The organism is Streptomyces sp. NPDC050264 (assembly GCF_040655895.1).
Classification (GTDB): domain Bacteria; phylum Actinomycetota; class Actinomycetes; order Streptomycetales; family Streptomycetaceae; genus Streptomyces.
This window is the reverse complement of sequence record NZ_JBFAKV010000002.1, coordinates 34,879-36,169: the sequence shown is the minus strand read 5'-3', so window position 1 is coordinate 36,169 and position 1,291 is coordinate 34,879. Positions and strand designations below refer to the sequence as shown.

At 73.9% G+C, this 1,291-nt stretch carries 1 protein-coding gene and 1 pseudogene; one reads left to right on the top strand and one right to left on the bottom strand.

Features of this window, described 5'->3' with window-relative positions; translation table 11 throughout:
* Positions 1 to 920, bottom strand: a 920-nt coding sequence (locus AB0J02_RS03035; protein WP_363191789.1) for a hypothetical protein, incomplete at its 3' end; no start/stop codon positions are given.
* Positions 921 to 1,035: 115 nt separating this feature from the next.
* Between AB0J02_RS03035 and AB0J02_RS03030 the strand changes: the two are divergent.
* Positions 1,036 to 1,291: pseudogene (locus AB0J02_RS03030) on the top strand (hypothetical protein); the annotation flags it as partial.

The window sequence follows — 1,291 nt, the reverse complement described above, 5'->3', positions numbered from 1 at the left end:
GTGTCGGGGCCCTTCGGCAGCGCGGTGGTGACCGGGGCCGGGGTGCCGGGGGGCAGGGCGGCGTGGAAGAAGTCGTCGGCGGCGTAGAGGACCGGGTCGACGGCCGGTTTGACGGCGGCCGGGTCCCCTCTGTTCGGCAGGAAGACCTGGTTGCGGCCCTTGTCCGTGACGACGGTGAGCGGGGTGCCCATGACCCGCGCGGCGAGCGCGGGCAGCAGGTCGGCTCCGCCGTGGTCGCCGGCCAGGCGCTCGGGCGGCGCCGGTTCGCCGTCCGGGCTCGCGGCGCTGTCCTGCCGCGGCTCGCTCGCGAACGGGCGGGACAGGGCGGCGACGGCGAGGTCCACCCGCTGGGCGGGTGTCGGCCAGAAGGTCAACGGGAGTCGCCCGAAGGCGTCGAACTCGGCCTGCTGCTCGGACGACAACGTCACGCCCGCGTCCTTGAGTTCAGTCGCGGTGAAGGTGTCCGTGACGTCCAGGGCGAGGGCTTCGAGCAGATCCTCGTTGCCGTCCTGGCCCAGCGCCTCGGCGAGACGGTTGCGGGCGGCATCGATGGCCTCGGCGGTGACCGTCGCGTCGCCGGGCGTGTCCGCGAACCGGTCCGCGAGTTCGGTGCCGATCAGGAGGGACCGGCCCCGGGTCCCGGCGGCGGCCAGCAGCGCGTGGAAGAACGAGGCGCCGTCGTGCGGCACGTCGTACACCTCGCGCACCGTGGCACCGTCCGGCGAGGTGAGGGTGCGCGCCGGGGAACCGGTGCCGGTGCCGGTGCCGGTGCCTTCGGCGATCGTGTACGGCTTCGGCGCCTCGTCGCGCCACGCCGGCTCCTTGTACTTCTCCGGCCGGTCCGTCTCCGCGATCGCGGCCGAACCCTTGGGATCGGCGGTCAGCCGGGAGGCCGCTAGGTGCAGGCGGTGATGGTCCACGGCAGCGGCATCGGTCCGCTGCTTCCAGAGGAGGGCCTCGTCACGGGCGGCTCGCCAGGCGGTTACGGCTGGGGATGAGGGGACGGGTGAGGGGGTGGTGTCGGTCGGGGGGTTGGTGACGGGCGAGCTCTCGGCGATGGCCGGGGAATTGGTGCCGGCCGCAGGCTCGACGACCGCCGAGGGATTGGGGACAGCCGACGGCTCCGTAACGGCCGGAGAGGTGGTGCCAACCGGAGGCTCGACGACCGCCGAGGGGTTGGGGACAGCCGACGGCTCCGTAACGGCCGGAGAGGTGGTGCCGGCCGGAGGTTCGATGACCGCCGAGGGGTTGGGGACAGCCGACGGCTCCGTAACGGCCGGAGAGGTGGTGC